The 22,206-nt window shown below is 66.5% G+C and carries 22 protein-coding genes and 1 pseudogene; 11 read left to right on the top strand and 12 right to left on the bottom strand.

Going from position 1 to position 22,206, the window contains the following annotated elements:
* Positions 1-283: 283 nt before the first annotated feature.
* Positions 284-1,255 (bottom strand): N-acetylmuramoyl-L-alanine amidase, encoded by a 972-nt coding sequence (locus tag ACE5C1_RS01820; protein ID WP_374942353.1) that lies wholly within the window; start codon positions 1,253-1,255, stop codon positions 284-286.
* A 491-nt stretch (positions 1,256-1,746) separates the two neighbouring features.
* On the opposite strand from ACE5C1_RS01820, the gene ACE5C1_RS01815 reads away from it, so the two are divergent.
* From ACE5C1_RS01815 to ACE5C1_RS01795, 5 genes are all read left to right on the top strand, one after another.
* Positions 1,747-4,530, top strand: coding sequence for an Rne/Rng family ribonuclease (locus ACE5C1_RS01815; protein ID WP_374942376.1), 2,784 nt, complete (start codon positions 1,747-1,749; stop codon positions 4,528-4,530).
* A 103-nt stretch (positions 4,531-4,633) separates the two neighbouring features.
* The gene (locus ACE5C1_RS01810) at positions 4,634-5,998 is read left to right on the top strand and encodes a M48 family metalloprotease (RefSeq protein ID WP_374942352.1); all 1,365 of its coding nucleotides are present in this window, start codon (positions 4,634-4,636) and stop codon (positions 5,996-5,998) included.
* Between the two features lie 8 nt (positions 5,999-6,006).
* On the top strand, positions 6,007-6,717 hold the full coding sequence (locus ACE5C1_RS01805; RefSeq protein ID WP_374942351.1) for a DsbA family protein: 711 nt from the start codon (positions 6,007-6,009) through the stop codon (positions 6,715-6,717).
* Between the two features lie 4 nt (positions 6,718-6,721).
* Positions 6,722-7,654, top strand: coding sequence for an ATP-binding cassette domain-containing protein (locus ACE5C1_RS01800; RefSeq protein WP_374942350.1), 933 nt, complete (start codon positions 6,722-6,724; stop codon positions 7,652-7,654).
* 220 nt (positions 7,655-7,874) lie between these two features.
* On the top strand, positions 7,875-8,636 hold the full coding sequence (locus ACE5C1_RS01795) for an ABC transporter permease (protein ID WP_374942349.1): 762 nt from the start codon (positions 7,875-7,877) through the stop codon (positions 8,634-8,636).
* Between the two features lie 93 nt (positions 8,637-8,729).
* On the opposite strand, the gene ACE5C1_RS01790 is transcribed toward ACE5C1_RS01795, so the two are convergent.
* Complete coding sequence (locus ACE5C1_RS01790) at positions 8,730-10,571, bottom strand: CocE/NonD family hydrolase (protein ID WP_374942348.1); 1,842 nt, start codon at positions 10,569-10,571, stop codon at positions 8,730-8,732.
* A gap of 202 nt (positions 10,572-10,773) precedes the next feature.
* Between ACE5C1_RS01790 and ACE5C1_RS01785 the strand changes: the two genes are divergently transcribed.
* Both ACE5C1_RS01785 and ACE5C1_RS01780 read left to right on the top strand, forming a co-directional pair.
* On the top strand, positions 10,774-11,076 hold the full coding sequence (locus ACE5C1_RS01785) for a hypothetical protein (RefSeq protein WP_374942347.1): 303 nt from the start codon (positions 10,774-10,776) through the stop codon (positions 11,074-11,076).
* Positions 11,066-11,512: a hypothetical protein gene (locus ACE5C1_RS01780; RefSeq protein ID WP_374942346.1), complete on the top strand. Its 447-nt coding sequence runs from the start codon at positions 11,066-11,068 to the stop codon at positions 11,510-11,512. Before ACE5C1_RS01785 ends, ACE5C1_RS01780 begins: the two co-directional genes overlap by 11 nt.
* Before the next feature lie 38 nt (positions 11,513-11,550).
* Here the strand turns inward: ACE5C1_RS01780 and ACE5C1_RS01775 are convergent.
* From ACE5C1_RS01775 to glpX, 3 genes and pseudogenes are all read right to left on the bottom strand, one after another.
* Positions 11,551-12,431, bottom strand: a pseudogene (locus ACE5C1_RS01775) (IS1595 family transposase).
* Between the two features lie 157 nt (positions 12,432-12,588).
* The gene (locus ACE5C1_RS01770) at positions 12,589-13,311 is read right to left on the bottom strand and encodes a type II CAAX prenyl endopeptidase Rce1 family protein (RefSeq protein ID WP_374942345.1); all 723 of its coding nucleotides are present in this window, start codon (positions 13,309-13,311) and stop codon (positions 12,589-12,591) included.
* Positions 13,312-13,316: 5 nt separating this feature from the next.
* Complete coding sequence (glpX, locus tag ACE5C1_RS01765; protein WP_374942344.1) at positions 13,317-14,282, bottom strand: class II fructose-bisphosphatase; 966 nt, start codon at positions 14,280-14,282, stop codon at positions 13,317-13,319.
* A 253-nt stretch (positions 14,283-14,535) separates the two neighbouring features.
* Here glpX and ACE5C1_RS01760 point away from each other — a divergent pair, with 253 nt between their 5' ends.
* Complete coding sequence (locus ACE5C1_RS01760; protein ID WP_374942343.1) at positions 14,536-14,832, top strand: PspC domain-containing protein; 297 nt, start codon at positions 14,536-14,538, stop codon at positions 14,830-14,832.
* 4 nt (positions 14,833-14,836) lie between these two features.
* Here the strand turns inward: ACE5C1_RS01760 and dapD are convergent, their stop codons facing one another.
* Together dapD and ACE5C1_RS01750 are read right to left on the bottom strand one after the other, a co-directional pair.
* Positions 14,837-15,631 carry a 2,3,4,5-tetrahydropyridine-2,6-dicarboxylate N-succinyltransferase gene (dapD, locus tag ACE5C1_RS01755; RefSeq protein WP_374942342.1) on the bottom strand — a complete coding sequence of 265 codons (795 nt, stop codon included), beginning with the start codon at positions 15,629-15,631 and terminating at the stop codon, positions 14,837-14,839.
* Positions 15,628-16,293 carry a pyrimidine 5'-nucleotidase gene (locus ACE5C1_RS01750; protein ID WP_374942341.1) on the bottom strand — a complete coding sequence of 222 codons (666 nt, stop codon included), beginning with the start codon at positions 16,291-16,293 and terminating at the stop codon, positions 15,628-15,630. Before ACE5C1_RS01750 ends, dapD begins: the two co-directional genes overlap by 4 nt.
* 260 nt (positions 16,294-16,553) lie before the next feature.
* On the opposite strand from ACE5C1_RS01750, the gene ACE5C1_RS01745 reads away from it, so the two are divergent.
* From ACE5C1_RS01745 to ACE5C1_RS01735, 3 genes are all read left to right on the top strand, one after another.
* Complete coding sequence (locus ACE5C1_RS01745) at positions 16,554-16,973, top strand: hypothetical protein (protein WP_374942340.1); 420 nt, start codon at positions 16,554-16,556, stop codon at positions 16,971-16,973.
* A gap of 67 nt (positions 16,974-17,040) precedes the next feature.
* Positions 17,041-18,039 (top strand): LLM class flavin-dependent oxidoreductase, encoded by a 999-nt coding sequence (locus ACE5C1_RS01740; protein WP_374942339.1) that lies wholly within the window; start codon positions 17,041-17,043, stop codon positions 18,037-18,039.
* A 135-nt stretch (positions 18,040-18,174) separates the two neighbouring features.
* Positions 18,175-18,408 (top strand): hypothetical protein, encoded by a 234-nt coding sequence (locus tag ACE5C1_RS01735; protein WP_374942338.1) that lies wholly within the window; start codon positions 18,175-18,177, stop codon positions 18,406-18,408.
* On the opposite strand, the gene ACE5C1_RS01730 is transcribed toward ACE5C1_RS01735, so the two are convergent.
* The 5 genes from ACE5C1_RS01730 to ACE5C1_RS01710 all read right to left on the bottom strand — a co-directional run bounded on the left by ACE5C1_RS01730 (position 18,363) and on the right by ACE5C1_RS01710 (position 22,156).
* Positions 18,363-18,608: a hypothetical protein gene (locus ACE5C1_RS01730; RefSeq protein ID WP_374942337.1), complete on the bottom strand. Its 246-nt coding sequence runs from the start codon at positions 18,606-18,608 to the stop codon at positions 18,363-18,365. The genes ACE5C1_RS01735 and ACE5C1_RS01730 overlap by 46 nt on opposite strands.
* Positions 18,609-18,722: 114 nt before the next feature.
* The gene (locus ACE5C1_RS01725; RefSeq protein WP_374942336.1) at positions 18,723-19,466 is read right to left on the bottom strand and encodes a Crp/Fnr family transcriptional regulator; all 744 of its coding nucleotides are present in this window, start codon (positions 19,464-19,466) and stop codon (positions 18,723-18,725) included.
* 136 nt (positions 19,467-19,602) lie between these two features.
* The gene (locus tag ACE5C1_RS01720) at positions 19,603-19,848 is read right to left on the bottom strand and encodes a hypothetical protein (protein WP_374942335.1); all 246 of its coding nucleotides are present in this window, start codon (positions 19,846-19,848) and stop codon (positions 19,603-19,605) included.
* Between the two features lie 76 nt (positions 19,849-19,924).
* Complete coding sequence (locus ACE5C1_RS01715; RefSeq protein WP_374942334.1) at positions 19,925-21,280, bottom strand: ATP-binding protein; 1,356 nt, start codon at positions 21,278-21,280, stop codon at positions 19,925-19,927.
* Positions 21,281-21,490: 210 nt separating this feature from the next.
* The gene (locus ACE5C1_RS01710; RefSeq protein ID WP_374942333.1) at positions 21,491-22,156 is read right to left on the bottom strand and encodes a response regulator transcription factor; all 666 of its coding nucleotides are present in this window, start codon (positions 22,154-22,156) and stop codon (positions 21,491-21,493) included.
* Positions 22,157-22,206 lie beyond the last annotated feature (50 nt).

The raw sequence follows: 22,206 nt of genomic DNA, 5'->3' as shown, positions 1-22,206 counted from the left end.
GGCTTTGCTTGCCCCGTGCCAGCCGCGAACCAGGCAGCGGGACCGCGAAAGTTCACTGAAGTCGACGTCGGGAACGCCGATTGCGGTCAGCCTGCCGCCCGGGCAGAAGTGAGACCGCGCCCGCCGGAACCAAGCCAAGGTAACGAAGGTAACGTGGTTTCGATCGAACGCGGGGCCCGCGGTGAGGATAACGTCGGAGCGCCAGCGGCGGCGGCGGGAGGAGCATCGACGGTGGAAAGAACGGACCCGGACGGGTGCGCGCGGGCTTCCAACATTGCAAGCCTCAGCGTGCCGCCATCCGCCTGGCGAAATGGACCTCGACGGCGCGCCTGACGCTCTGCGCGATCGCGTCGCGCCCGTCGCGGCTGTCGAGGAACGCGGCGTCGACCGGGTTGGAGATGTAGCCGGTCTCGAACAGGATCGAGGGCATGTCGGGTGCTTTCAGCACCATCAGCGACGCCATGCGGTGGAAATTGGGCTTGAGCGGCATCAGCGGGCGTGCCTCGCGGCCGAGCAGTCGCGCGAAGCCGGCGGACGCGTTCATCGTTTCGCGCTGGGTCAGGTCGATCAGGATCGACGAGACGTCGGCGCCGGCATCGCCCAGATCGACGCCCGAGATCACGTCGGCCTTGTTCTCGCGCGCCGCCAGCCTGGCGGCTTCCTTGTCGGAGGCGACTTCGGACAGGGTGTAGACCGAGGCGCCGGTGGCGTCTCCCGAACCGACGCTGTCGCAGTGGATCGAGATGAACAGGTCCGCCTTCAAGCGTCGGGCGATGCCGTAGCGTTCGCGCAGGATCAGATAGCGGTCGTCGTCGCGGGTCAGCGCGACGCGGACGCGGCCCGACTCGAGCAGCACGTCGCGGATCGCCTTCGCCACCTTCAGCGTGACGTCCTTTTCGCGCAGCCCCGATTCGGCGTTGATCGCACCGGGATCGACGCCGCCGTGCCCCGCGTCGATGACGACCAACGGGCGGCTGTCGTCTCCTTGCACGCGCGGCAGCGGCCGTGCACGCGCGGGTGGGGGCACGGGGATCGACAATTTGTAGCGGCTGGGGCCGGAGCGCCTGCCGAACGACGAGAAATCGAGTTGCCCGGCGACGCCCGCAGCGGCGAATTGGCCGGTATCGCTCGCCTCGACCGCGGCGATGGTGTCCGCGCCGGCCGAGGGGGGGAGAAAACCGAGGAACAGGACCGATGCGGCGAACACCGCGCGTGCATGCCGCGCAGTTTGCGCGACCGTCCAGCGAAAATCCATATTCCCTCGCGTCACTTCGCGATTAGCGGCTCGATCGCGTTCCATCGCGCCGTCCTGCACCGTGGACGGCAAAAACAGGGTTTCCGGACAAGGTTAACGAGATCGAACCGCGGCGAACCGCTAAGAAGTGGTCGCGGTGCGGCACGAACTTCGTCGCGGTTGCGGGGGTGCGGCTTCGCTGCTACCGTCGGTGACGATCCGTGCGTCGGGCTTTCGACGCATCGGGCCATCGGCGGCCCATTTCCGGGCGCGGCCGTGTACCCAGGTTGACGCTCGCATGACGCATTTCCCCCGTCCGCACGACAGACCGGCCCGAGCCGTCGTCGTCGCGGCCAACGGGGCGCCCGGGCTTTCGCCCCGGCACACGTCGCGAGCAGACGCAATTCTTGCAACCCGTTGCGCCGCCGGTTCGGGCCGGCGCGCACCCCATTGTCGCGCGCGACCGCTATTTGGCAGGACGCGCGCGTGGAGATCAATCAATGACCACGCGTATGCTGATCGACGCACGCCACCGGGAAGAGACCCGGATCGCCGTCGTCAAGGGTAACAGAATCGAGGAATTCGATTTCGAATCCGCCGAGCGCAAGCAGCTCAAGGGCAATATCTATCTTGCCAAGGTGACCCGCGTCGAACCGTCGCTGCAGGCGGCGTTCATCGACTACGGCGGCAATCGTCACGGTTTCCTGGCGTTCAGCGAAATCCACCCCGATTATTACCAGATCCCCAAGGAGGATCGCGACGCGCTGCTCCGCGAGGAAGCCGAGCACGCCGCGGAGGAAGCCGAGCTGCGCGCACGCCAGGACGCCGAAGACGACGAGCACGGCGATGAGGGGCACGGCGACGATGAGCACGGGGACGACGATCACGGCGAGGAGGATCACGCCGATGATCTCGACGAGGATCACGGGGATCACGGCGACGGCCATGCCGACGACCAGGACGAGGCCGGCGGCGACGCCGAGGCACCGCGGCCGCCCAAGACCGCGGTCAACGACGACCAGGTGGAGGCGCTGCGCACGCGGCGGATGAACCTGCGCCGCCGCTACAAGATCCAGGATGTGATCCGCCGCCGTCAGGTGCTGCTGGTCCAGGTCGTCAAGGAGGAGCGCGGCAACAAGGGCGCGGCGCTGACCACATATCTGAGCCTTGCCGGGCGTTACTGCGTGCTGATGCCCAACACGTCGCATGGTGGCGGCATTTCGCGCAAGATCAGCAATGCGGGCGACCGCAAGCGGCTGAAGACGATCATGGCCGATCTGGCGCTGCCGTCGTCGATGGGCTGCATCGTCCGCACCGCGGGGCTTCAGCGTACCAAGGTCGAGATCAAGCGCGACTTCGATTACCTGGCGCGGCTGTGGGACGGCATCCGCGAGGAGACGCTGAAGTCGGCCGCGCCCGCGGTCGTCTATGGCGACAGCGATCTCATCAAGCGCGCGATCCGCGACATCTACAACAAGGATGTCGAGGAAGTGATCGTCGAAGGCGAGGAAGGGTATCGTCAGGCCAAGGAATTCATGCGCCTGCTGATGCCGAGCCATGCGCGCAAGGTGAAGCATTACTCCGATCCGATCCCGCTGTTCCAGCGCGCGCATGTCGAGGATCAGCTAGCCGCGATGTACAATCCGGTCGTGCAGCTGAAATCGGGCGGCTATCTGGTCATCAACCCGACCGAAGCCTTGGTGTCGATCGACATCAACTCAGGCCGGTCGACCCGCGAGCACAACATCGAGCAGACCGCGACCGCGACAAATCTTGAGGCGACCGCGGAGATCGCGCGGCAGCTGCGGCTGCGCGACATGGCGGGGCTGGTCGTCATCGACTTCATCGACATGGACAACAACGGCAATGTCCGCAAAGTCGAGAAAGCGATGAAGGAAGCGCTGAAGGACGATCGCGCGCGCATCCAGGTCGGGCGGATTTCGTCGTTCGGGCTGATGGAGATGAGCCGCCAGCGGCTGCGCACCGGCGTGCTCGAAGCGTCCACGCGGCAGTGCCCGCATTGCGAGGGCACCGGGCTGGTGCGCACCGCTTCGTCGGCCGGATTGTCGGCGCTCAGGCTGATCGAGGACGAGGCGGCGCGCGGGCGCGGATCGCTGATCTGCCTGCGCGCGAGCCAGGAAGCCGCGATCTACGTGCTCAACCGCAAGCGCGCAGACATCGCCGAGATCGAGGATCGCTACGGCGTCTCGGTCGAGATCTTCCCCGACCGCGAGGAAGAGGGCGCGCGGATGTCGGTGGAGGCGAGCGGCCCGCCGCCCGCCTACGCGCCGCGCTTCGACGCGCCGATGGTCGAGGAGATCGAGGACGACATTCCCGAGGAGATCGAGGGCGACGAGATCGACGCCGGGGAGGAGTTCGCCGAGGACGAGGCGGTCGAGGCGCGCGCGCCGCGTCAGCCGCGCGACGACGCCGAGAGCGACGAGGCCGGACGCAAGCGCCGCCGCCGCCGCCGTGGGCGTGGCAAGCGTCGCGAGGAAGGCGATGCGCCCGAGGAGACCGTGTCCGAGGCGGGTGGCGACGACGAAAGCGACGAGCCGGGCGATGTCGACGCGGCAGAAGACAGCGCCACGGACGAGGCGGGCGACTTTGCCGGCGAGCAGCCGGTCGAGACCGCCGAGGGCGCGCGGCGCCGGCGCGGACGTCGCGGGCGTCGTGGCGGACGGCGCAGCGAGGGCGGTGAGGGAGCGCTCGAAGCGCCGGTCGAAGCCGAGGGTGTTGCGGTCGCCGATGTGACTGGGGACGTGATGGGCGACGAGCCCGGCAGCGAACCCGAGCTGCCGATCCCCGAACCGGTCGCGGACGCGGAAGAGCCGGTCGCGGAGCAAGCACCTGCGCCGGTCGCGGACGAAGCGCCCAAGACGCGCCGCCGCCCCCGCGCGCGGGCGGCCACGGCGGCGACCGATACGGTGGAGGAGGTCGCGGCACCGGCTCCCGAAGCGGAAGCCGACGCCGCGCCCAAGCCGCGGCGCGGGCGGCGCAAGCCCGCTGACGCGGCTCCAGCCGAGGCGCCGGCGGAGGATGTGGCTGCCGAGGAGCCCGCGGCCAAGCCGCGGCGGCGGACGCGGCGCAAGCCCGTCGATGCGGATGCCGGGACCGATGTCGGGGCAGAGCCGGTAGCGAACGCCGCCGACGCCGGTCCGATCGTCTCGCCGCTGGCACTCGCCGCGGAGCCCGAGCCCGATGCCGAACCTGCGCCGGAGGACACCGCGGCATCCTCCGACGAGGCAGGCGCGCCTCGGCGCGGGGGCTGGTGGCAGCGAACGTTCGGCGCCTGAACGGTTGCGCGCCGTGCGTGGGAGAACCCGCGCACGGCGCGCGGCCCGTGCGCGGCGTTCATCTTCCGTTGTCGAATTGCAGCGCAGGGCCGATACCGCCACCATGAAGCGTATTCTCGCCACCCCCATGATCCTTGGCGCCGCCACGCTGCTGCTGTGGGCGCAGCCTGCGGCGGCGCAATCGGTGCTGCGCGATGCCGAGACCGAGGCGCTGTTCGCGGACATGGCGGCGCCGATCGTCACCGCCGCGGGGCTCTCCACCCGCAACGTCCGCGTCGTGCTGATCAACGACGATTCGGTGAACGCCTTCGTCGCGGGCGGGCAAACGGTGTACGTCCATTCGGGGACGCTCCAGGCGGCGGACACCATCAACGAGGTGCAGGGCGTGGTCGCGCACGAGATCGGCCATATCACCGGCGGCCACGTGCCGCTCGGCGACCGTATGATGAAGGCGCCGATGGGAATCACGGTGCTGTCGATGGTGCTGGGGCTGGCGGCGATCGCGGCGGGCAGCGGCGAGGCGGGCGCGGGGATCATGGCGGCGGGGCAGCAGGCGGCGCAGGGGTCGTATTTGTCTTTCTCGCGGACCCAGGAGAGCTCGGCGGATGCGGCGGGCGCGTCGTTCCTCAACGCCGCGGGGATCACCGGCAAAGGCTATCTCAGCTTCTTCAAGAAGTTGCAGCAGCTCGAATATCGCTACGGCATCACGCGCAAGGTCGGCTTCATGCTCGATCACCCGGTGTCGGGGGACCGAATCGCGAACCTGACCGACACGCTGACCGCGTCGCCGGCGTGGAACAAGCCGTCCGACCCGGCGCTGGAGGAACGGTTCCGGCGAGTGAAGGCGAAGCTCAAGGGCTATGTCCAGACGACGGACATGACGCTCCAGCAATATCCCGACAGCGATCAGTCGCTCTACGCGCATTATGCGCGCGCCTATGCCTATCACAAGGCGGGCTACCCCGACAAAGCCGACGCCGAGGCGCGTGCGTTGGTGAAGGCGGAGCCCGCAAATCCGTATTTTCAGGAAGTCGAGGGGCAAATCCTGCTGGAATCGGGCAAGCCGCGCGAGGCGCTGGCACCGCTGCGGATCGCCAATCGCGACTCCGGGCAGAACCCGCTGATTGCGACGACGCTCGGCCATGCGCTGATCGCAACCGAGGACAAAGCGAACTATGCCGAGGCGATCAAGGTGCTGCGCGTCGCGGTGGCGCGCGACGACGACAATCCGGTCGCCTGGGTCCAGCTCGGCACTGCTTACGAAGCGAGCGGCGACACCGCGCGTGCGGCGCTGGCCACCGCGGAGCGCGCGAGCATGACCGGCGACAGCCGCACCGCGGCGCAGAGCGCGGCCTATGCACTGGCCAACATCCCGCCCAACACGGTCGACTGGATTCGCGCGCAGGACATTGCGATGACCGCGCGCAACGACATCGCGGACAACCCCAAGAAGTACAAGAAACGGTGAGGGCCTGGATGCTTGCTGTGGTCGCGCTGATCGGCGCCGTTCTGGGCGCAGCCGGCGTCGTTGCGTATGATCGCGCCTCGCCCGGTCCGCTCGGCGCGGGCGACACCGCACGGGTCGAGCGGGTCGTGCGCGCCTACGTGCTGGCGCATCCTGAGCTGATTCCGGAGGCGATGCAACGGTTGCAGGACCGCGAGCAGGGCAAGGCTGTGGCTGCGGCGGGCGACCTGACGCGGCCGTTCGGGGCTGCGTGGACCGGCAATCCGCAGGGCGACGTCACGTTGGTCGAGTTCTACGATTACAATTGCGGGTATTGTCGCGCGAGCCTGCCGTTGCTCAAGCAATTGGTGCAGCGCGATCCCAAGCTGCGCATCGTCTACCGTGAGCTGCCGATCCTCGCGCCGTCGAGCCGCGCGGCGGCGCGCGCGTCGCTGCTGGCGGCGGCGCAGGGCAGGTTCGCCGCCTTCCACGATGCGCTCTACGCAGGCGGTCAGGTGAGCGATGCGACGATCGCCGCCGCCGCGGCGCGCGCGGGCGTCGACCTGGCGCAGGCCGCCGCGTTCAACGCCCGCGCCGATGCGGAGATCGCACGCAACCTGAAGACCGCGGGCGCGCTCGGGCTGACGGGGACGCCGAGCTGGGTGGTCGGTGACCGGGTGCTGGCGGGTGCGCTGCCGATCGAGCAGATCGAGGCGGCGATCGCCGCGGCCAGGCGTTCGTAGTAATATGGGGACCGACGCAATCCTCACGATCGCGGGCGTCTCCAAGACCTACGCCGATGGGACCAAGGCGCTCGAGCCGGTCGACCTCCAGATCAATCGCGGCGAGATCTTCGCGCTGCTCGGGCCCAACGGCGCGGGCAAGACGACGCTGATCTCGATCGTCTGCGGGATCGTCACGCCGTCGTCGGGGACGATCACGGTCGACGGTCACGATGCGCTCACCGACTACAAGCAAGCGCGGCGCAAGGTCGGGCTGGTGCCGCAGGAACTGTCGACCGATGCATTCGAGAGCGTGCTGGCGACCGTCACCTTCAGCCGCCGGCTGTTCGGGCGGTCGGGGCACAGCGGCTATATCGAACAGGTGCTGCGCGACCTGTCGCTGTGGGACAAGCGGCACTCCAAGATCATGGAGCTGTCGGGGGGCATGAAGCGCAGGGTGCTGATCGCCAAGGCGCTTAGCCACGAGCCCGATATCCTGTTCCTCGACGAGCCGACCGCTGGGGTTGACGTGAACCTGCGCCGCGACATGTGGAAGCTGGTCCACCGGTTGCGCGCGGGCGGCACGACGATCATCCTGACGACGCATTATATCGAGGAAGCCGAGGAGATGGCCGACCGCGTCGGGGTGATCGCGGGCGGCAAATTGCTGCTGGTCGAGGAAAAGGCCGCGCTGATGCAGAAGCTGGGCAAGCGCGAGCTGAAGCTGGCGCTGGTGACCCCGATGGACGCGGTGCCGGACGCGCTGGCGGAATGGAAACCGACGCTGGAAGACGAGGGGCATACCTTGCGCTACGTCTTCGACGCGCGCGCCGAGGATACCGGGGTGCCGGCGCTACTGCGTGCGGTCGAGGCGGAGGGGGTTGCATTCAAGGACCTGGAGACGCGGAAGTCGAGCCTGGAGGATATCTTCGTCGACCTGGTGGGGGCGAAGGGATGAACCGGCTGTTCGCTCGTTTGGTGGGCATCGCCACCCGCCAATCTTCCGTCACCCCGGACTTGTTCCGGGGTCCAGCGCTCGGCAGGCGGTGCGGTCGGAGGCTCAAGCGGAATCGTCCGCGGCAAACTGGACCCCGGAACAAGTCCGGGGTGACGAAATTGAGGTATGACGCAAAGGGTTGGTTATGCCCGGCGACGAACGGGTTCTCGAAGGCTTGCCCATGAACCATCACGGCATCTGGGCGATTTATCGGTTCGAGATGGCGCGGTTCGGGCGGACCGTCTGGACCAGCCTTGCCACACCGGTCATCACCACCTCACTGTATTTCGTCGTCTTCGGCTCCGCGATCGGCGCCAAGATGGGGAGCGTGTCGGACGTCCCCTACGGCGCGTTCATCGTGCCCGGGCTGATGCTGCTCGCGATCTTTTCCGAAAGCATCCTGAACGCGAGCCTGGGTATCTACATGCCCAAGTTCACCGGCACGATGTACGAGCTGCTGTCCGCGCCGCTGTCGCCGATCGAGACCGTGCTCGGCTATGTCGGCGCGGCGACGACCAAGTCGGTGATCATCGGCCTCGTCATCTTCGCGACCGCGCATCTGTTCACGCCGCTGCACGTCGCGCATCCGTTCGCGATGATCGGGTTCCTGGTGCTGGTCGCGGCGACCTTCTGCCTGTTCGGCTTCGCGATCGGCATCTGGGCGAAGGGGTTCGAGCAATTGCAGGTGATTCCGCTGCTCGTCGTCACGCCGATGACGTTCCTGGGCGGCGCGTTCTATTCGATCGACGTGTTGCCCCAGCCTTGGCGGACCATCACCCTGTTCAACCCGGTGGTGTATCTGATCAACGGCTTTCGCTGGACATTCTTCGGGACGAGCGATGTCGCGGTAGGCGTGAGCCTGGCGGTGACGGGGCTGTTCCTGCTGGCGTGCTGCGTGTGGATCGGGTGGATTTTCCGGACCGGGTGGCGGCTGAAGAGCTGAGTCTCGCCGTTCTTGCTGAGCGCAGTCGAAGCACCTGGGTCGAGCGTGCCCTTCGACTTCGCTCAGGGCGAACGGAATTGGGGTACGCGCGGGTTATCGCACCACGGGCAACATCAGCCGCGACCCCGCGCACACCTTCTGCGTCGCCTTGACGAAATCCCCTGCCTTCGCCCTCGCGATGTTGGGGACGAAGGTCTGGGGGTTGCGGTCGATGACCGGGAACCACGTCGACTGCACCTGCACCATGATCCGGTGGCCCTTGCGGAACAGGTGGTCGTGGTCGCGCATCGGTATGGTCCAGGCGGTGATCTTGCCCGACGTCAGTGCGCTCGGCGCGGTGTCGCTGGTCAGGAAGCGCCCTCGCCTCACCTCCATCGCCACGGGCAGCTCGTAGCCATTGAGCGACCGGGTGTAGTCGCCGTTCTGAGGGTGGTCGGGCGCAGGTTCGTAATCGTCGGGGAAGACGTCGATCAGCTTGACGACGAAATCGCTGTCGGTGCCGCTGGTCGAGGCCATCAGCTCGGCGGCGACCGTGCCGGTCACGGTCACGTCCTCGGTCAGCACCGCGGTCTTCCATGTCAGCACGTCGGGGCGGCCTTCGACGAAGCGCTGATCCTCGGCCTCCCACCATTGCCATTCGGGGCGCGGATAGGTGGGGCTGATCGGGCGCGGGCGGAACGGCACCGGGTTGGCCGGGTCGGAGACATAGTCGCGGCACCCCTGCCCCGTCGGCTTGTCGAACGACAGCGTGCCGTCGACGCCAAGGTACAGGCTGGTCGGCTTCGCGGCGGCGGGCGGCCACTGCGCGTAGCTCTTCCAGCCCCACGATCCGCTCTGGAAGCTCTTGACCTCATACGCGGGTTTCGCCCCCTTGCCGTGCAGCCACCAGGCGAAGAACGGCGCCTGCACCTCGTCGAGGAACTGCTGTCCGCTTGGCACGCCGTAAGGAATGCGGCCGAGGTTGTCCGCTTCCGGGCGGCTCCAGTAGCCGTGGCTCCACGGGCCCGCGACGATGACGTTGAGGTGGTTCGGATCGTTCGCCTCCTGCTTGCGGTAGACCGCCCACGACCCGCTCGGGTCCTCCTGATCCCAATAGCCCGCGACGTTGAGCGTCGGCACCGTCGTGCGGCCGAGCGCATCGACCCAGCGCTGGCGGGTGTAGAAGGCGTCGTGGTTGGGGTGGTCGAGCAGCGCGGTGAACATCGGGATCGAGCCCTTGAACCGGGTCTTGTCGACGTTCTCGACCGAACCGGTGCGCAGGAACCAGTCGTAGGTATCGTATTGGCCATAGTCGAAGGTCGCGTCGTCAGCCTTGTCGTGCTGGAGCATGTAGAGCCAGTCGGTGGCGTAGCTCAGGCGCAGCGCACCGTTCCGGTGCAGGTCGTCGCCGGTCCAGTAATCGGTCCATGCCGCCTGCGGGCTGACCGCCTTCAGCGCGGGATGCGGCCCCACCAGCGCGACCGCGGCCGCGAAGCCGGGGTAGGAGATGCCCCACATCCCGACCTTGCCGCTGCTGCCGCGCAACTTGGCGGCCCATGCGACGGTGTCGTAGGCGTCCGTGGCCTCGTCGATGGCCTTTTTGTCGCCGGGGTGAACCGCTGTCGACAGGGTGAAGACGCCGTCCGATTTGAACCGCCCGCGCATCGACTGGAAGACGAAGATGTAGCCGTCTTTCGCCAGCGCCGCCCAGCTCTTGGGCATGGCGGCGGGCGCGCTGTCGGGGACGCCGTAGGGCGTGCGCTGGAGAAGGACGGGGAGCGAGCCGTTCGCGTCGCGGGGGCGGAGGATCACGGTCTGGAGCCGTGTGCCGTCGCGCATCGGGAGCATGGTTTCTTCAAAGGTGAAGGGGGATTGGGTCGCGGTGGATGGCGGGGTTTGTGCGTGGACGGCTGGGGCGAGCAGCGCGAGGGCGACGAAAATCGACTTGAACGGCATGGCTTGCTCCTGCGGCGATGCGGCAGGGGACCATGCGGTGATCGCGACGTCAATCCGACGAGCCGCCACGCAACCTAAACTCTATTACGTCACCCCGGACTTGTTGGCATTTATCCCCTTTGGACATGTAGCACAAAACTTGGTACGTCGTCTGTAATGGGTCGGATTGCGTTTGGCGATTCGGACGTGCGGGAGATGCAGGATGGGCGAAGACGAGATCGCAAAGGCTGTAGAGGATGGATACGAACTCGGTCCTGGCGTCACGCCCAAGGACATGATTGCGGTTCGTTCCCTTCGCTCGTTTTATACAAACCGTGTCTTTCTTCAGATATCGGGTGCAAATATCCGTCTGAACTTTGGAGAAATGGTAAGCGGAGAAGCTATTTACCATACGGCATTGATCATGTCGGCTACCGAAGCCGTTGGTTATGCCGACATAATCAGAGAAATAGCGCAACGCGCAGTAGATCAGCTAGCCGATTCTGGTTTTGCCGATGGCGAATAAGCCCCAAGCCCAAGCATCTTCCAGCATTGGAACAGCAGCGGCGGCTGGAGCGCAAGTTTCGACTTCCCTTGGAGGTAGGGCTTCAACAGGTGGGCAAAAGTCCCGAACAGGAAAGACTGTCAATATTGGCGGTAATCGGACGGTGACATATTATCGGCTTACTGACCACGAATTAGATTTTATTGGCGACCCTCAAAAAGAGGCGGCCCAAGCTCGAGCTCTTGCGTCTTTTTGCCTAGGATTGTTGGTCACAACGGTCTCGAGTTTTTCGTTTAGCGAGCCTGCTTCGCAGATAATCAAAGGAGTTTGGATTGCGGTTGGAGCTTTGTCGTCGCTTGCCATGATTTACTATTTCATACGGGGTTTCATTTTAACCAAACGAGCAACGAGCCGTCTTGCGGCTATTAAGGAGCAACATGACTTTGACGCCCAATGATTGCTTTGATGCGCTACTAAGCGCAATGGCGCCTCCGGTTAGCGGGGGAAAGAAACCATCAGACGATCAAGCATCAAGTGAGGAACGTCCCGCATGTTGTGGCGATATTCATGCTCCCCAAGATACTTCGGAAGATGCTTCGCACTGACATGAATATGCGTGCCGTTGATCGAACGCTTAAGCTGCGCCCAAATGCCTTCAATGGCGTTCGTGGACGCGCCATAAGCGCCAACGTGACGGCCCGACTTGTGCGATACCGCTATGTGCCGGAAGCCCTGCTGACCAAGGAAGCGGTAGGAGCCGAACTCGTCGCTGCTGATCGTCGTGCCGGGAAGGATGTTGGCGTGGATCATCGCTTCCATCGGCCCTCGCGTGCGGGTCACCACAACGCGCATCGCCAGCTTGCCCCCGCGCTCTTTCATGCCGACGACAACCGCCTTGTTCCCCATGTAACCCGAGCCTTTGCCGCTGACCGAGCCGCCAACGATCGTCTCGTCAATCTCAACGGTCGCGCGCCCGAACCGCCAAGCATGTCGAAGCCGTCTACCGCGCTCATATACTCTCGGATCATGTGGCACATGCGCCACGCCGTTTTGTAGGTCACGCCAAGCTGGCGCTCGACTTCCTTCGCGGCAACCCCGTTCCGCGACGTGCAAAACTGGAACATGACAAAGAACCAGTCGCGCAACGGCGTGCGGGTGCGGTCAAACGGCGTGCCAGCGGTCGGGTAGACCTGATTGGCGCACCACTGACACTGGTAGGAGCGGCGGCCCGCAACGCGGCTGTAGCGCGCCGGGCGGTCGCATCCGGGGCACGTGAAGTCCGCGCCGTACCGAACCTGAAACAGGTGATCCAGGCACGCATCCTCGGTCGGGAAACGGTCCTGAAACTGGCGAAGGGTGGGGGCTTTGCTGCGCATATGGATTGTATGCCACAACGCCTTACATGTCGCAAGGGGATAATTGCCGACTTGTTCCGGGGTCCAGCAGGCGGCTGGCGATGCGGTTTGAGCGTTGAGGATTTCCAGTGCGGCACGCTGGACCCCGGAACAAGTCCGGGGTGACGGAAGGATTGGTTCAGGTGGCGGGTGCCAACCGAGGTCGCAGGACCAGCGCGTGGAGGTCGATAAGCACGTGAAGCAGCACTACCACCCACAGCGCGCCGGTCAGCAGGTACAGGTACGTCAGCCACGCGCCAACGAGCGTTACCGCGATCATGCCTACCCGGCCCTGATGCCCGTGTAGCGCCGCGAAAGCTACCAGCGACACCGCGTAGCCCAGCGCCGCCGAGCCGAAGACCAGCGCGACCAGCAGCGGGAGAAGAAGACGGAAGAACAACCCCTCCGATACCCCCGCCGACAACGCCAGCAGGGCGGCAGGCAGGCGTTCCCCGGCGACGCGCGCCGCGGCGGGCGAGCGGTAGGCAAGGCCGATCGGGCGCTTGCCGAGCCTGTTTCGAAGCGCGAGGACGGCCACCCCCGCCACGACCCCTGCGGCGAGGCACGCGCCTAGCCACAGCAGCATGCCGGCGTCGCTCCCGCCCGACAGGCCGAAGCGCCAGGCGACGATTTGCAGATCGGGCGGCATCGTCGCGACCGCGTCGATTTGCCCGAGCAGGATCAGTGCGAGGAGGCTGGACAGACCATAGGTCACCCAGGTTCCCGCCGCCCACGCCACGATCATCCGCGCGCGCGACGTCGGCCCCGCTAGGGCGGCGATCCGGCCTGCGAACCCCTTGCCCGTCCACCAGCCGTAGCCGACGATCGCCAGCGACGCGGCCAGCAGCGCGCCCGCGAGCACGCCGGTCAGCCGATGCGGTGCTCGCCCTTGACCCAGCGCACCGTGCCCGACGACGCGCGCATGACGACGCTCTCGGTGGTCATGGTGCCGCCCTTGCGCTTGACGCCCGCGAGCAGCGATCCGTCGGTGACCCCGGTCGCAGCGAAGATGCAGTCGCCCTTGGCGAGCTCGGTCAGGTCATATTGCTTGTCGAGATCGGTCACGCCCCATTTCGCCGCGCGTCCGCGCTCGTCGTCGTTGCGGAACAGCAGCCTGCCCTTGAACTGCCCGCCGACGCAGCGCAGCGCCGCCGCCGCCAGCACGCCCTCCGGCGCGCCGCCCGATCCCATGTAGATGTCCACCGTGGTGTCGGGATTGGTCGTCGCGATCACCCCCGCGACATCGCCATCGCCGATCAGCATGATGCCGCAGCCGAGCGCGCGCAGCTCGGCGATCAGCGCCTCATGCCGCGGGCGGTCGAGCACGCAGGCGATGATGTCGCGCGGGGTGACGCCCTTGGCTTGCGCTAGCGCGGTGACGTTTTCGGTTGGCGAGCGGTCGAGGTCGATAATCCCGTCGGGATAGCCGGGGCCGACCGCGATCTTGTCCATGTAGACGTCGGGGGCGTTGAGCAGCCCGCCTTCCTCCGCGATCGCCAGCACGGCGAGGCTGTTCGGCCCCGCGGTCGCGCAGATCGTCGTGCCCTCCAGCGGATCGAGCGCGATGTCGATCTTGGGGCCGTTGCCGGTGCCCACCTTCTCGCCAATGAACAGCATCGGCGCCTCGTCGCGCTCGCCCTCGCCGATCACGACGGTGCCGTCCATGTCGAGCGTGTTGAGCGCGGCGCGCATCGCCTCCACCGCGGCGGCGTCGGCGGCCTTTTCGTCGCCGCGCCCGACCAGGGTCGAGGCGGCGATGGCGGCGGCTTCGGTGACGCGCACCATCTCCAGCACGAGGACGCGGTCGAGTACCTGGCTGGCGGCGGCGGTCATGGAAGTCCCCTTATCTGGTCTGGCGGCGGGATAGGCAGTGCGCGGCGGTATGTCGAGATGCGCGGAGCGGCGTTGTGGGGGTGGTGCGGAATGCCGACATGTGGCGCCAGGTCCGCATGGATCGTCGTGCGCCCGATCGCCGCGACCGGCCAAGCTGTTGGGAATGCTCGCCTAATCGGTTTGGCACGGCTCGTGCTTAGCATGGGGCATGGCGGCGCACGATGCGCCAACCTGCCGAAACGGAGTTCGACCGATGCACGATCAGCAGCCCGCCCCGATCGCCAAGAAAGACAATCTGTTCGGCATCTGCGCCGCACTGGGGGAGGATTTCGGCTTCAACCCGCTGTACCTGCGCATCGCGCTGAGTGTCGGCATCCTGTGGAACCCGCTGGCGATGTTCGGCGGCTATCTCGCGCTGGGTCTGGTGGTGCTCGCCACGCGGTTGCTGTGCCCCGATGCGAAGACCTCTGCGGCCACCGCCGAGATCACGCACCTCGACGCGGCTCGCCCCGTGACGACCGACGCCGTGGAGCTGGCGAAGGCGGCGTGACGCGTCAGTCGCGGAGCAAGTCGTTGATGCTGGTCTTGCTCCGCGTCTGCGCGTCGACGCGCTTGACGATCACCGCGCAATAGAGCGCGGGGTTGCCGCCGGTCGTGCCGGGCACGACAACCGAATACGGCGGCACCTCTCCCTTGAACACCTCGCCGGTGGCGCGGTCGATGATCTTGGTCGACGCGCCGAGATACACCCCCATCGACAGCACCGCGCCTTCGCCGACGCGCACCCCTTCCGCGACTTCGGAACGTGCGCCGATGAACGCGCCGTCGCCGATGATGACGGGATCGGCCTGGAGCGGTTCGAGCACCCCGCCGATGCCCGCCCCGCCCGAGAGATGCACGTTGCGGCCGATCTGCGCGCAGGAGCCGACGGTCGCCCAGGTGTCGACCATCGTTCCTTCACCGACATAGGCGCCGATGTTGACGAAGCTCGGCATCAGGATCGCGCCCCTGCCGACGAACGCGCCGCGGCGGACGACCGATCCGGGGACGGCGCGGAAACCGGCGGCGCGGAACTCGGTTTCGCTCCAGTTAGCGAATTTGCTCGGCACCTTGTCGAAGCCGCCGGGCATGATCTGGTTATCGTTCAGCCGGAACGACAGCAGCACCGCTTTCTTCAGCCACTGGTTGACCCGCCAGCCTTCCCCGTCTGGCTCGGCGACCCGCGCCTTCCCCGAATCGAGCAGCGCCAGCGCCCGGTCAACCGCATCGCGCGTCTCGCCAGCGGTGTCGAAGCCCAGGTCGGCCCGGTCTTCCCATGCCGCGTCGATCGTTGCCGCGAGATCGGTCATGCATCCTCCATGATGGTGTTCAGCCAGCCCGCGAGATCGGCGACGGTGTAGTCAATATAGCTGCGATCGGCGTCCGCGGCCTGTTCGGAGCCGTTGTCGATCCACACCGTGGTCATGCCGATCGCCTTGGCGGGGGCGAGATTGCGCGCCATGTCCTCGACGAACAGCGCGGCGGTGGGCTCGATGGCGTAGGCGTCGCACAGCCCGCGATAGGCGCTGGCGTTCGGCTTGGGCACCAGGTTCATCGCGTGGAGATCGTGGACGGCCTCGAATGCGTCGCCGAGCCCCAGCCGGTCGAGGACCTTCAAGGCATAGGGCTTGTCGCCGTTGGTGAAGACCAGCTTGCGCCCCGGCAGCCGCGCGATCGCGGCGGCGAGCGGCGCGTCGTGCTCCAGCACGTCCATCTCGATATCGTGGACGTAGGCGAGGAAATCGTGCGGATCGACGGCGTGCTCGGCCATCAGCCCGGCCAGCGTCGTGCCGTGATCCATGAACCACGCCTTTTGCAGCCGCCGCGCCTCGACCCGGTCGAGCCCCAGCAATCGCGCGACGTAATCGGTGATCCGCCAGTCGACCCGCCCGAACAGATCGGCGCGCGCTGGATAAAGCGTATTGTCGAGATCGAAGATCCAGGTGTCGATGGAACGGAGTTCGGCGCGCATGGCGGCGGCTGTAGGATAGCCCACCTGGGTGGGCAAGTACGGGCGGGCGCTTGAGCCCGATGCCGGCGACAACGTCCGGGTTCCGCATTCCGGCTCTTGGCAGTTGCGATACTCGGGGATACCATGTTCTTGGGTCGCCGGTCGGCGTTTGGGGACGCCGACGGAAGTCTATTGTGCTGCGTTCGGAACAACGGTCTGAAATCGGGGGGAGAATCATTATGCAGACGTGCAGCCAATATTGGGATGACGGAGTCCTGTGCATGAATGTCGCGCTGAAGGGCGGCAAATGCGAGTCGACGCATCGCCGCGCCGACTACCCACCGCCGGCGTCGGGCACGCGGACCTTCGCGTCGCTGCTGGCTTGCCCTGGCGGGTCCACGACGCCCAACGCGGGCTTCGCCGCGCTCGCCGCCAACGACACGCCATCCGACCCGTACAAGCGCCGGATCGAGGCGATCGAGTCCTGGGGCGCAAGTTCGGGGGGCGAGGAAATGGTCCACGGCATATCCTGCCTGCACGACACGCAGAAGGCGAACAACTGCACCGTCTGGTACAGCTGGAAGGGCGGCAAGATGACGGTCTGGGGGTTGGGATCGCACGCGGGCGGCAGCGGCGCGGGCAACAACAAATACACGATGACCTGGTACGACGGAAAGTCGAAGAACTGGACGCGCGCCTGATCCCTGCGGTGGCTCAAGGTCGGCGACGGGCATGGCACCGAAAGGATCGCGTTCCTATCTCCTTGCCATGACCAACTACGCCCTGCTCGATCTCGTCCCCGTCGTCGAAGGCGGCACTGTCGCCGGGGCGCTCGCCAATGCCGCCGATCTGGCGCGACATGCGGAAAGCTGTGGCTATCAGCGGTACTGGGTCGCCGAGCATCACGGCATGACGGGGATCGCGAGCGCTGCGACCGCGGTGGTCATCGCGCATGTCGCGGCCGCGACCAGAACGATCCGGGTCGGCGCGGGCGGCATCATGCTGCCCAACCATGCGCCGCTGACAATCGCGGAGCAGTTCGGGACGCTCGACGCGCTGTTTCCCGGGCGGATCGACCTGGGGCTCGGCCGCGCACCGGGGTCCGACCAGCGGGTCGCGCGGGCGATGCGGCGGACGCTGGAGACCGACGCCAACGCCTTTCCGCAGGACGTGCTCGAGCTGCAAAGCTATTTCGCCAACGACGGGCAGACGGGCATCGTCGCGACCCCCGGCGCGGGGGCGGACCCGCAGATGTGGATCCTGGGATCGAGCCTGTTCGGCGCGCAGCTCGCCGCCGCTTTCGGCCTGCCTTACGCCTTCGCCTCGCACTTCGCGCCCGACGCGCTCGATCAGGCGCTGACGGTGTATCGTCGCGATTTTCGCCCATCGGCCCGACTCGCGCGGCCCTATGCTATGGCCGGGTTCAACGTCTTTGCCGCGGAGACCGATGCGGAGGCCGAGCTGCTCGCATCGTCGCAGCAGCAGGCGTTCGTGGCCCTGCGCACCGGCAACCCGCGTCAGCTGCCGCCGCCGGTCGCGGGATACCGCCAGTCGCTGGGTGCACAAGGTGCCGCGATCCTCGACCATGTGCTGTCGTGCTCCGCGGTCGGCGGGCCCGCCAAGGTCGCGGGCGAGCTTGCCGCCTTTATCGCGCGGACGCGGGTGGACGAGGTGATGATCACCAGCTCGATCTACGATCACGACGCGCGCAAGCGCAGCATCGCCATCGCTGCCGACGCCATGCAGGACGTCGCCGCGGCAGCGTAATCTCAGCAAAGGCCAATAACATACTTGAACAAATCAGCTTTTAACCTGGTTTAGAGCGCCGTTTGCTCCGGGCAAGCACATATCAGGGGCGTAACAGTGTCTCCCCAGAAAGAGTCGCTCGGCAGGAGAAGGCTGATGAACAACGACAACGAAGCCAGCTATTACGAACGGCGCGCGGAGCAGGCGTTGGCGCTTGCGGCGCGCGCGACGTCGAAGGCGATCCGCGACATCCATCTGAACATGGCGTCGCGCTATGCGACGATGAACGAAGAGTCGGGGCAAACCGTCCGATCCTGTCGATGGCGATCCCGCGCCGCTGATCCTTATGCGTCGATGACGCTGACCGCGTGGCGGAACGCCAGCGTATAGATCATCTCGTGCGCCGCATTCTCGACGTCTATGCGGTAACGCAGGTCGAGCACCCCATTGCTCAGATCGCCGGCCATCACCCCGCGGGCGGCCTGCATCGCACACCGCTTCATCGCCTCCATATCGGCAAGCTCGACGCCCTCGGGATCGAGCAGCACCTGGTCGTTGCCGTCACGCAGGTGGAAAAAGAACCGGGTCACACGACGTCCTCGCTTCGGGGCGGGGAGCATCGCTCTCTCAGTCGCCGGGACCGCCATGATCCATTCCGGCAATGTTCGCACAATACATGTCAATGCGCTGTGCTCCAACCTAAATCAGACAATCGGCGCGGTCTGGTCCAGGTGGAGGTACAGATCGCTGAAATCGGCCGCCTGACGGATGCGGTTCCAATCGGCAAAGCCGATGTAGCGCCCGTGGCGCGTAATGATCCCATCCTCTGCCAGCGACTTCAACGTGCGGTTGACATGGACCGAGGTCAGTCCGGTCGCATCGCCGACCTGTTCCTGCGTCATCGGCAGCTCGAACCCGCCGTCGCTCGCCAGGCCGGCCGCGCGCATCCGCACCGCGACCTCGCACAACAGATGCGCGATCCGGGTACGCGCGTCGCGGCGGCCGACATTGACCACCCATTCGCGGAACACCGACGCGTCGATCAGCGCATCGATCCACATCGCCCGTCCCACCGCGGGCCGCTCGCTCGACAGCGCCTGCAACGCCTCTCGCTCGATATCGATCGTCTCGATCCGGGTCAGCGCCTGGACGTTGTGGTCGGCGCGGCGCAGGAACAGATGCTGGAAATCGATGAAGTCGCCGGTCATCTGGATCGACACGATCTGCCGCGCACCGTTGGCGGTCAGCTTCTGCCGGTATGCCAGTCCGCTCTCGATAAAGCTGCAAAACTTGCGCGCGGGCTCGCCCTCGCGCACCAGATAACTCGATGGCTCGTACGTCCGGCGCAGGTGCGGCAACGCGACGATCGCGGCGCGATCGGCGTCGTCCAGCGGCCCGCGCGATTCCAGCTTGCGGACCATCAGCGACATGGGCGTGTCTTTGAACATGCGGCTACTCCAATCGGGGCGGGAGCACACGCATCTCTCAGTCGCCGAAACCCTAGCTTAGCCGAGCGGCGATTTGGTTCATTAACACAGGCCAACGCAGAATAGGCTAACATTTGTTGACCTTGGCCCGGACCGGTCATTCGCTCGCGAACCGCGGCGCGTCGACGGCGAGGGTGATGATGGTGAACAGCGGGCGCTGCTCGGCATCGGTCACCTCAACCCGGAAATCGCGGCCGTCCCACAGCACATCGGGTTCGTCGGTCATGACCGCGCCAGTGAAGCGGATCGCCTCTACGCGAGCGGCGGCATCATCCGGCAGGTCGACGCCGGACCGATCGCGGTGCCGCTCGCCGTTCGCAGTGTGGAAGAAGTAATGGGGCATGATGGCTCCGGCGATGAACGATCCGTGTAGCCAGGCGGCACCGCATCGCGCAGCAACCTATGTCAGGCAGGTCGTATCAGCCCGCAGCCGGTAGCCGCAAGCGGACGAGCAATCCACCGAGGTCTTCGCTCTCCTCCAGAGCGACGGTGCCTTCGTAGATTTCGGCGACGTCGCGAACGATGGCGAGGCCGAGGCCGGTGCCGGGCTTGCCGGTGTCGAGCCGGACGCCGCGGTCGAAGATGCGGACGCGTTCCTCTTCGGGAATGCCGGCGCCGTCGTCCTCGACCAGGAACTCGACGAACCCGGCTTGCGCGCCGACCGTCACGAACACGCTGCCGCCGCCGTATTTGGCGGCGTTCTCGATCAGATTGCCGAGCATCTCGTCGAGGTCCTGGCGCTCGACATGGACCTGCAACGTCTTCGGCCCGGTGATGTCGATGCGGACGTGGCGGTAGAGGCGGCCGACCGCGCGCTCGACCGATTCGAGGCTAGGCCAGACCTCTGCACGGCTGTGCGCGGAGCCGCGGCGGCCGACCGCCCGGGCGCGGGCGAGGTGGTGATCGACCTGGCGGCGCATCGTCCGTGCTTCGCGCACCACCGTTTCCGACAGGTCGTCCGCCTCAGCGGTCGCGGCGTTCATGATGACGGTGAGCGGGGTCTTCAGCGCATGCGCGAGGTTGCCCGCATGACGGCGCGCTTCCTCGGCCTGCCGCTCGTTGTGCGCGATCAGCGCGTTCAGCTCCTCGACCATCGGCGCGACCTCGTCGGGCATCGCGCTGTCGACGCGGTTCGACTTGCCGGCGCGCATCCGCGCGATCTCGGCGCGCACCCGGCGCAGCGGCCACAGACCGTAGAGCGTCTGCAGTGCCGCCAGCGCGATCAGCCCGACACCCAGGAGTGCGAAGCTGCGCACCAGCGTTCGCCGCAGCGTGGTGATCTGTTCGTCCAGCCCGTCGCGGGTCTGCGCGACCTGGAAGCGCCAGCGCACCGGCGACTTGGGCAGCACGACGTCGCGCTCGACGATGCGCAGCCGCTCGTCGCCGAACTGGATGGTATCGTAGGTGTGGACGACCCGGTCGTCGTGCTTGCCGCCATAGGGGAGCTGGCGGTCCCACAGCGAGCGCGACGGGAACGCGTCGCGACCCTTCGCCGACACCTGCCAGTAGAGCCCCGAATAGGGTTCGATGAAGCGCTGGTCGGCGGGTTCGCGGTTGAAGATCACCTCGCCGTCCGGACCGATCTCGGCCGAATTGAGCAGCGAGCGCAGGACGTATTCGAGCTGGTCGTCGAAATTCTGGGTGATCGCGGTGGTGAGGACACGGTCGAGCGCGAACCCGCCGCCGGCGAGCAGGACGATGATCCATGCGGCGGCGATCAGGATCATGCGGCGGGAGAGCGAGCCGGTGGTGCGGACGAGGGGGGGTTCGGCCATCAACCCCTCCACCGTTCGTGCCGAGCGCAGTCGAAGCACCTTGGCCTGGGGCATGCCCTTCGACTGCGCTCAGGGCGAACGGGGGTTTGGGCGGCCACGATTTCTCTCACCCCGTTCGTGCTGAGCGCAGTCGAAGCACCTGAGCCCGGGGCATGCCCTTCGACTTCGCTCAGGGCGAACGGAAGGGTGCCGGTGATCATCGGACCGGGATTAAGCCCCAGGCTCTTCCAGCGAATACCCCAGGCCCCGGATCGTCGTGATCACGTCCTGCCCCAGTTTCTTGCGAATTCGCGTCACGAACACCTCGATGGTATTCGAATCCCGGTCGAAATCCTGGTCGTAGATGTGCTCGATCAGCTCGGTGCGGCTGACCACCTTGCCCTTGTGGTGGAGCAGGTAGCTGAGCAACTTGTATTCCTGCGCGGTCAGCTTCACCGGCTCGCCCGCGCGTGTCACCTTGCCGCTGCGGGTGTCCAGGCGGATGTCGCCGGCGTTGAGCTCCGACGACGCATTGCCCGAGGCGCGGCGGATCAGCGCGCGCAGGCGGGCGATCAGTTCCTCGGTCTGGAACGGCTTGGCGACGTAATCGTCGGCGCCCGCGTCGAGCCCGGCGACCTTGTCCGACCAGCTGTCGCGCGCGGTGAGCACCAGCACGGGCATCGTCTTGCCCTCCTTGCGCCAGCGGTCGAGCACCGTCAGCCCGTCGATCTCGGGCAGGCCCAGGTCGAGAACGATCGCGTCGTAATTCTCGGTCTGGCCGAGGAACAGTCCTTCCTCGCCATCGGTGGCGAGGTCGATCGCATAGCCAGCGCCCTCCAGCGTGTTCTTGAGCTGCTGGCCCAGGTTCGGCTCGTCCTCGACGATCAGAACGCGCATGTCGTATCCCCTCTCAACGTCCGGTGCGGCCCAGGACTTGGCCCGTCTGA

Source organism: Sphingomonas sp., from assembly GCF_964263785.1.
Taxonomy (GTDB): Bacteria; Pseudomonadota; Alphaproteobacteria; order Sphingomonadales; family Sphingomonadaceae; genus Sphingomonas.
Note: the sequence above shows the minus strand (reverse complement) of the source record. Positions and strands in the feature narration are given on the sequence as shown.

Coding starts and splice junctions, on each gene's coding strand:
- ACE5C1_RS01735 (WP_374942338.1), top strand. CDS start 18,175: ATGAACAACGACAACGAAGCCAGCTATTACGAACGGCGCGCGGAGCAG.
- ACE5C1_RS01740 (WP_374942339.1), top strand. CDS start 17,041: ATGACCAACTACGCCCTGCTCGATCTCGTCCCCGTCGTCGAAGGCGGC.
- ACE5C1_RS01790 (WP_374942348.1), bottom strand. CDS start 10,571: ATGCCGTTCAAGTCGATTTTCGTCGCCCTCGCGCTGCTCGCCCCAGCC.
- ACE5C1_RS01810 (WP_374942352.1), top strand. CDS start 4,634: ATGAAGCGTATTCTCGCCACCCCCATGATCCTTGGCGCCGCCACGCTG.
- ACE5C1_RS01780 (WP_374942346.1), top strand. CDS start 11,066: ATGGCGAATAAGCCCCAAGCCCAAGCATCTTCCAGCATTGGAACAGCA.
- ACE5C1_RS01745 (WP_374942340.1), top strand. CDS start 16,554: ATGAATGTCGCGCTGAAGGGCGGCAAATGCGAGTCGACGCATCGCCGC.
- ACE5C1_RS01785 (WP_374942347.1), top strand. CDS start 10,774: ATGGGCGAAGACGAGATCGCAAAGGCTGTAGAGGATGGATACGAACTC.
- ACE5C1_RS01820 (WP_374942353.1), bottom strand. CDS start 1,255: ATGGATTTTCGCTGGACGGTCGCGCAAACTGCGCGGCATGCACGCGCG.
- ACE5C1_RS01725 (WP_374942336.1), bottom strand. CDS start 19,466: ATGTTCAAAGACACGCCCATGTCGCTGATGGTCCGCAAGCTGGAATCG.
- dapD (WP_374942342.1), bottom strand. CDS start 15,631: ATGACCGATCTCGCGGCAACGATCGACGCGGCATGGGAAGACCGGGCC.
- ACE5C1_RS01710 (WP_374942333.1), bottom strand. CDS start 22,156: ATGCGCGTTCTGATCGTCGAGGACGAGCCGAACCTGGGCCAGCAGCTC.
- ACE5C1_RS01815 (WP_374942376.1), top strand. CDS start 1,747: ATGCTGATCGACGCACGCCACCGGGAAGAGACCCGGATCGCCGTCGTC.
- ACE5C1_RS01720 (WP_374942335.1), bottom strand. CDS start 19,848: ATGCCCCATTACTTCTTCCACACTGCGAACGGCGAGCGGCACCGCGAT.
- ACE5C1_RS01795 (WP_374942349.1), top strand. CDS start 7,875: ATGAACCATCACGGCATCTGGGCGATTTATCGGTTCGAGATGGCGCGG.
- ACE5C1_RS01715 (WP_374942334.1), bottom strand. CDS start 21,280: ATGGCCGAACCCCCCCTCGTCCGCACCACCGGCTCGCTCTCCCGCCGC.
- glpX (WP_374942344.1), bottom strand. CDS start 14,282: ATGACCGCCGCCGCCAGCCAGGTACTCGACCGCGTCCTCGTGCTGGAG.
- ACE5C1_RS01750 (WP_374942341.1), bottom strand. CDS start 16,293: ATGCGCGCCGAACTCCGTTCCATCGACACCTGGATCTTCGATCTCGAC.
- ACE5C1_RS01760 (WP_374942343.1), top strand. CDS start 14,536: ATGCACGATCAGCAGCCCGCCCCGATCGCCAAGAAAGACAATCTGTTC.
- ACE5C1_RS01805 (WP_374942351.1), top strand. CDS start 6,007: ATGCTTGCTGTGGTCGCGCTGATCGGCGCCGTTCTGGGCGCAGCCGGC.
- ACE5C1_RS01800 (WP_374942350.1), top strand. CDS start 6,722: ATGGGGACCGACGCAATCCTCACGATCGCGGGCGTCTCCAAGACCTAC.